The sequence below is a fragment of the Vagococcus vulneris genome, from assembly GCF_003950515.1.
GTDB classification, from domain to species: Bacteria; Bacillota; Bacilli; order Lactobacillales; family Vagococcaceae; genus Vagococcus; species Vagococcus vulneris.
In genome coordinates this window covers 1-6,939 of the sequence record NZ_NGJS01000033.1, presented here as the reverse complement: position 1 = coordinate 6,939, position 6,939 = coordinate 1, and the positions used below count along the sequence as shown (strand labels likewise).

Sequence of the window (6,939 nt, the reverse complement as noted above, 5' to 3'; positions counted from 1 at the left end):
TCATTAATTTAAAACTTGCTAGCGAATTGTTATTCACTAAATATGGTTTGTTTTTACTTTCGTAAAAACGCCCTACACATTTGGTTTGTCTTACTTTGTTCAGTTTTCAAAGGTCTAAATCTTTTTGTTTTAAGTTGCTGTAGCAACTTTTATATAATATCAAACTTGCTTGTCTTTGTCAAATATTTTTTTATTTTTTTATTTTAAGAACTAATTTTTCTTAAAAATATAATCTAAGGACAAGAAACATAATACCATAAATAGGAAATAAATCAATATTTTTTTAATAAAAAAAGGGCACACCAGAAATATCTATATTTTCTAATACATTTTTTACTTGTTTCGGATTTTCCCATCCATAAGTGGCAGAATCAATTTCTGACACGTTATTTTCATCCAAAGTAAAAACAAATAACGGCATAGATACACTATTAATCGTCACATTGGTTAACTCAAATAAATCCATTTTACTCGTATCAAGTTTTACAACATCTTTTAAATCTCTCAATATACAAGCTAAACTAGTATGTATTGAATCAATATTAGCAACAATAAAATCTAAATGATCAGTTTTATCATGTTTTACCAAAAATTTTTTTTCGCCATTATTCAAATTTAGCATGACAGTTCCTGCGACTTTTGATTGTGACAATATACCCACCTCGATCATTTTTTATACTTAATAACATTTTAGCAAACACTGTTGAGTATATCATATTTTCAGAAATAATACATTATTTTTCCAAAATATCATCAATCGCTTCATCAATCCAACTATCTAATTTTTTTTCTATAGATTCAAAACCTATTTTCTTCTTTCTGTTTGTAAAATATCTCTTTCGCTTCATCCCCGTAATCACTTTTGAATCAACTTCTTCGAGAACTCTCATCGACAAACTTATCTTCTTAGTATATTCATCCACATCTATTATTCTCACTCTAACTTGCTCACCCACAGATAATTCATCAAATATGTTCTTAACGAATCCGTGCCTCACCTCAGAAACATGGATTAACCCTTGATGATTTTGACTCAGTGATACGAATGCTCCATATGGTTGAACTCCTGTAATCTGTCCAGTAAGTACCATTCCAATTTTATATTCCATAATTTCCTCCTCGCAACTTCTCCAAACTATTTTAACACAAAAAAAGATAAGGAGAATAACATCCTTATCTTTATATTATTAATCTTTATATTATTCGTTGATTACAATTGTTTCGATTACTACATCACTCAACGGCTTGTCCTGAGCATTTTTTTCAACATCTGCAATTTGATCAATAATACCCATACCTGAAACAACTTGTCCAAATACAGTATGTCTAAAATCTAACCAAGGCGTCCCGCCATTATTGTACGCTTCTATAATTTCTTTAGGAAACCCGGCTTCTTCAAGTTGACGCATCATATTCATAGGAACATGTTTGTTTTGAACGACAAAAAATTGACTGCCATTTGTATTGGGTCCAGCATTAGCCATTGATAAAGCACCCCTTAAATTAAATAGCTCTTTAGAAAACTCATCTTCAAATTTTTCTCCATAAATACTAGATCCGCCCATTCCAGTTCCAGTCGGATCACCTCCCTGAATCATAAAATCCGGAATAACCCTGTGAAAAATAGTTCCATCATAGTAGCCTTCCTTAGCTAATTCAATAAAGTTTTTAACCGTTTTAGGTGCTTTTTCCGGAAATAGAGCAATCTTAAAATCACCCATATTTGTTTTAATTGTTGCAAATGTTGTTGCATTGTCTAAATCTAACTGTGGATATACTGTCATTTTTATTCCTCCATCTATTTATTTTCGAGAATACTTCTCACTTTTGTGGTTAGCAAATCAATTGCTACTTGATTTTTTCCACCTTCCGGCACTATAATATCAGCGTATTTTTTAGTTGGTTCAATAAATTGCTGATGCATCGGCTTTACAACAGATAGATATTGATCAATTATCGACGTCAATGTTCTTCCTCTTTCTTCCATATCACGTTTAATACGTCGAATAATCCGAATATCATCTTCAGTATCAACATACACTTTGATATCCATCAACTCTCGTAAGCGTTCATCTTCCAAAATCAAAATCCCTTCAAGAATGATAACTTCTTTTGGTTCCTGATGAATGACTTCCTGACTTCGTGTGTGTTCTTCGTAATCATAAACCGGCTTATCAATTGATTCATATCTTATTAACTTTTGTAACTGTTCTATTAACAAATCATTATCAAAGGCTAATGGATGATCGTAATTAGTATCTAATCTTTTTTCAAAAACTAAATGACTTTGATCTCGATAATAAGAGTCTTGTTCGAAAAGCAAGATAGAATGGCTCGGCAGTGCTTTTAGTATCGAACGGCTGACACTTGTTTTTCCGCTTCCTGAACCTCCAGTAACTCCAATTACAATCGGACGTTTCTCGGATTGTGACATATTTTCCCCCCACTTAATGGTATTCTCTTTCTGTTCTTTTATATGTTACTTCATCTATGTCATTGATTCAACTATAATTCCTTTTTATTTCTATAAAAAAACTGAGCCTTTAATATAGACTCAGTTAATCATTTTATCTTTCTTGCACGTACTTGTATGCTGTACCTAGCGAGATGTTACATTCTTCAGCAATTTGACGTAATGTATAGCGATTATTATTGTATAAGTATCTAATTTGATCTATTGTTTCTTGAGAAATTTTAGGTCGCCCACCGACACGACCATTTTTACGCGCTTCTTGTAACCCTTTAGTCGTACGTTCACGAATAATTGACTTTTCCATTTCTGCAATTTGTAAAATCATTTCTAAATAATTGTTATCACTAACATTTTCGTAAACAGCGCCTTTATTTAAAACAACTAATTTAATTCCTCTTCGTTTTAAATATTCTAAAAAATCCGCTAATTGAATAATTGATTTTCCGATACTTCTCAATTCATACACAACCAGTTCATCATCTTCCATCAACGAACTAACAATATCTTCCAGTACAATATCAGCTTGAACTGCTGTATCACTTGTCATGGGTACAGTAAGATTTTGTACCCCAAATTCTTCCAAAGCCACCATTTGTTGCTTTTCATAAGAACTATTTCCATTTTTATTAACGTAACCTATTTTTTTCATTGTTATGTCTCCCCCTACATTATTTATTTCCCACAAACCAATTCATTATACTACTATACCGTTTTTCAAAAAACCTGCCATATCAAACTTTTCATAACTTTATGCAAAATTTGATAAAATATGGCACAATAAACGAACGAGGTTAATTATAATTCGAAAAAATGTACTTATAACACAAAATACGTAATTTTATTTACAAAATAAAAATAACGTGACTATCATCATATTTTTTAATCACCGATTGCAAAATTAAGTTAGACAAATAAAAAATCATTTACGATACACTCAAATTGTATCTCTGATGAAAGAAGATAAGGAGTGCAACCACAAATGACCTAGACATATCTTACTACAGACAAACTCGTTTTAATAGAATCTTTTATAATCAACATAAAAAAGCGATACCTATGACAAAAAATCTAAAACAATCAAAACAGACTATTTATAGTATTTACAAATTTTCCGACGATAAAGGAGTACCTATATCGATTTATTACAAAAGATATAAATACAATAAAAAGAATTATAAATGATATTTTATCTAGTTTAATTTGACAAATGAAAAATAAAAAAAAGATCTTCCCTTTAATTAGGAAAGATCTTCAGCTTAATTATTTAGCTAATGCTGCTTTTGCTTGGTCAGCCAACGCAGTAAATGCTGCTGCATCATGAACTGCTAAATCAGCTAACATTTTACGGTTCATATCGATTTCAGCTAATTTCAAGCCATGAACCATTTTGCTGTAGCTCAAACCGTTCATACGAGCTGCTGCATTGATACGAGCAATCCATAATTTACGGAAATTACTTTTAGTTTTACGACGATCTCTGAATGCATATGTATGAGATTTCAACACTTGTTCTTTTGCTGTTTTGAATAATGTATGTTTAGAGCCGTAGTAGCCTTTAGCTAACTTAAGCACTTTTTTACGACGACGGCGAGTTACTGTTCCACCTTTTACACGTGCCATGATAATTCCTCCTTGAGTTCTCTTTTAAAGTTCTAATGTTTTAGTCATTATCAATAACTAAAAATTATTTCATACGAGTCAATTGTTGACGGATACGTTTGTAATCCCCTTTTGATACCATGCTTGGGCGACGTAATTGACGACGTTGTTTTTTAGTTTTTCCGTGGAAACGGTGACTTGTAAACGCGCGGAATCTCTTTAATCCGCCACCACCAGTACGTTTAACACGTTTAGCTAGTCCGCGGTGAGTTTTCATTTTTGGCATTTGATTTTCCTCCTCAGATTATTTACTACTTATCTGTTTTAGGCGCCAGCATAATAAACATGCTTCTGCCATCCATTTTCGCTTTTTGTTCCACTGTTGAAATATCAGCAGTTTCATCAGCTAAGCGATTTAAGACGTTCTGACCAATTTCTTTATGAGTAATCGCACGGCCTTTAAATCGGATAGAAGCTTTCACTTTGTCTCCTTTTTCAAGAAACTTGCGTGCGTTACGTAACTTAGTATTGAAATCATTGACATCGATTGTAGGACTTAAACGTACTTCTTTAACATTAATTACTTTTTGCTTTTTACGGGCTTCGCGTTCCTTCTTTTGTTGTTCGAAACGATATTTTCCATAATCCATCACTTTCGCAACGGGTGGTTTTGCATTTGGTGCTACTAAAACTAAATCTAGTTGTGCACTTTCAGCAATGTTTAATGCTTCAGCTTTTGTTTTTACTCCCAACTGCTCTCCGTCTGCTGCAATCAACCGTAGTTCTCTTGCACGAATGCCGCCGTTTACCATAATATCTTTAGCTATGGTCATTCACCTCCAAATATATTAGAGAAAAATACAGAAAAAAACGAGTTCCCTTTAGACAGAACCCGCACCAAAAATTCTATAACGTTCTAAAACGAAAAGAATTATCAATATCCAGCCCAATCACTTTTGCAATTTAGGCGAGAAGCGGGTGCTTCTGCTTTAATTTCTCAACTCCAATAGTATATCTAATACTAATGCTTGTGTCAACCTTTAATTTATTAAAAAGTATATTTGAATTACCTTAATGTTGTGATATTCTTAACATATTGTGAAAAAGGGAGTCGATTTATTTTATGTTTGGATCGTATGTATCAATGTTAAAAAATGAGTTTGCTGGTTACAACAAGGCTAGATTCACCAAGGATATCATGGCCGGCGTGACAGTTGCTGCTGTAGCCTTACCTCTTGCCTTAGCCTTTGGCGTATCTAGTGGAGCAACTGCTGCTTCTGGTATGATTACTGCTATTATTGCCGGAATTATTATTAGTGCTTTATCAGGCGCATTTTTCCAGATTTCCGGACCGACCGGGGCAATGGCTGCTATTTTAATTTCAGTTGTTGCAAGTTATGGATTAAACGGAGTTTTTCTAGCTACCTTAATGGCAGGTATTATTTTATTAATTGCCGGAATTTTTAAATTAGGGATTTTAGGTAATATCCTACCTTCGTCTGTTATTACGGGATTTACCTCAGGAATTGCCATTATTATTGCTCTTGGTCAAATTAATAACTTTTTTGGCGTAACATCAAACAGCACCGAACCTATTAAACAAGTACAAAGCTACTTTAATTATGGGTTTCATTTAAATTTAACCACTACATTTATTGGTTTATTTGTCGTGCTGTTTATGGTGTTCTTCCCTAAAAAGTGGAACTCAATTGTCCCTTCTTCATTGCTTGCAATTATTCTGACGACGGCTGTCGTAATGATTTTTGATTTAGATGTTGCGCGGGTTGGTAAAATTCCCACAACTTTATTAGCAGATGATCGTTTGTCATTAACTTCTATTAATTTAGATATGATGACCGGTTTAATTTCACCGACTATTAGCATTGCTGTCTTAGGCATGATTGAAAGCTTGTTATGCGGCGCATCTGCCAGTAAAATGACTGGGCGTCCGATTAACAACAATCAAGAATTGATTGCTCAAGGAATCGGGAATATTATTTTACCATTTTTCGGTGGAATTCCTGCTACAGCAGCAATTGCACGAAGCAGTGTTGCAATTAAATCTGGAGCAGTAACTAGGTTAACCGGTGTATTTCATGCACTATTTCTTCTATTATCTATGTTCTTATTTGCGCCATTAATGTCAAACATTCCGTTAAGTGGGCTTGCCGGCGTTTTGATGGTAACAGCATGGAGAATGAATGATTGGGACAATATCAAGTATTTATTCAAACATCATTTAGCTAGCGGTGAAATCAAGTTTGCCCTAACCATGGCCGCAACAGTCATACTTGATTTGAGTATGGCGATACTTATCGGTACGGCCTTTGCTTTTATTCATTTCATTGTTAAAAGTGCTAAGATTAATATCAATATTGAACCTGTTGATCCTAGGCGAATGGGACTTAATGAAAATGAGCAAAATCATATTAATTGGTGTGTGGTCTATGTTACAGGACCGCTTTTCTTTATGAGTATGGATTCATTGCTATCAGAATTAGCCACAATTCCAAAAAATCAGAATATTATATTCTCACTACGTGGTGTTCCACACATGGATGTTACGGCATGTCATGCATTACTTGATTTTTATACATCCGCCACTAACGAAGGCCGCATAGTCGTCTTTGCTTCGGTTAACCCGAAAGTCAATGAACAATTAGAAAAATCTGGATTCTCTGAATTAGAAACCCATTACGCTTATCCGACGGTTGACAGATTTTTAACAACAATTTTATAAAATCAAAACCTCCAGTGTGAACTGGAGGTTTGTTCTTCGGCTGAAAGCCTCTATTGCCGGCCTGAGCCTAAAAGGCTCACTGAAAAAGTCTCCCTTATGCACCACATTCACTCGCTGATCCTAAAAG

At 33.9% G+C, this 6,939-nt stretch carries 9 protein-coding genes and 1 other annotated feature; of the genes, 1 reads left to right on the top strand and 8 read right to left on the bottom strand.

All coding sequences use genetic code 11. The features are described 5' to 3' along the window. Positions 1–283 precede the first annotated feature (283 nt). The 8 genes from CBF37_RS11370 to infC all read right to left on the bottom strand — a co-directional run bounded on the left by CBF37_RS11370 (position 284) and on the right by infC (position 4,905). Positions 284–652, bottom strand: coding sequence for a hypothetical protein (locus CBF37_RS11370; RefSeq protein WP_125984871.1), 369 nt, complete (start codon positions 650–652; stop codon positions 284–286). A gap of 82 nt (positions 653–734) precedes the next feature. Next, positions 735–1,109 carry a CvfD/Ygs/GSP13 family RNA-binding post-transcriptional regulator gene (locus tag CBF37_RS11365; RefSeq protein ID WP_125984870.1) on the bottom strand — a complete coding sequence of 125 codons (375 nt, stop codon included), beginning with the start codon at positions 1,107–1,109 and terminating at the stop codon, positions 735–737. Positions 1,110–1,199: 90 nt separating this feature from the next. Further along, positions 1,200–1,784: a peptidylprolyl isomerase gene (locus CBF37_RS11360; protein ID WP_125984869.1), complete on the bottom strand. Its 585-nt coding sequence runs from the start codon at positions 1,782–1,784 to the stop codon at positions 1,200–1,202. Between the two features lie 14 nt (positions 1,785–1,798). Beyond that, complete coding sequence (gene udk, locus CBF37_RS11355) at positions 1,799–2,434, bottom strand: uridine kinase (RefSeq protein WP_125984868.1); 636 nt, start codon at positions 2,432–2,434, stop codon at positions 1,799–1,801. Between the two features lie 133 nt (positions 2,435–2,567). Beyond that, a complete protein-coding gene (locus tag CBF37_RS11350) occupies positions 2,568–3,122 on the bottom strand; it encodes a recombinase family protein (RefSeq protein WP_125984867.1) in 555 nt (184 codons plus the stop codon). A 611-nt stretch (positions 3,123–3,733) separates the two neighbouring features. Then, entirely contained in the window at positions 3,734–4,093 is a 360-nt protein-coding gene (gene rplT / locus CBF37_RS11345; RefSeq protein WP_125984866.1) for a 50S ribosomal protein L20, read from the bottom strand. Between the two features lie 64 nt (positions 4,094–4,157). Then, the gene (gene rpmI / locus CBF37_RS11340; RefSeq protein ID WP_077275582.1) at positions 4,158–4,358 is read right to left on the bottom strand and encodes a 50S ribosomal protein L35; all 201 of its coding nucleotides are present in this window, start codon (positions 4,356–4,358) and stop codon (positions 4,158–4,160) included. A gap of 25 nt (positions 4,359–4,383) precedes the next feature. Then, on the bottom strand, positions 4,384–4,905 hold the full coding sequence (gene infC, locus CBF37_RS11335; protein WP_125984865.1) for a translation initiation factor IF-3: 522 nt from the start codon (positions 4,903–4,905) through the stop codon (positions 4,384–4,386). A gap of 23 nt (positions 4,906–4,928) precedes the next feature. After that, positions 4,929–5,068, bottom strand: a sequence feature (ribosomal protein L20 leader region). 127 nt (positions 5,069–5,195) lie between these two features. On the opposite strand from infC, the gene CBF37_RS11330 reads away from it, so the two are divergent. Then, positions 5,196–6,812, top strand: a complete 1,617-nt coding sequence (locus CBF37_RS11330; RefSeq protein WP_125984864.1) for a SulP family inorganic anion transporter — start codon at positions 5,196–5,198, stop codon at positions 6,810–6,812. The last annotated feature ends 127 nt before the right edge of the window (positions 6,813–6,939 follow it).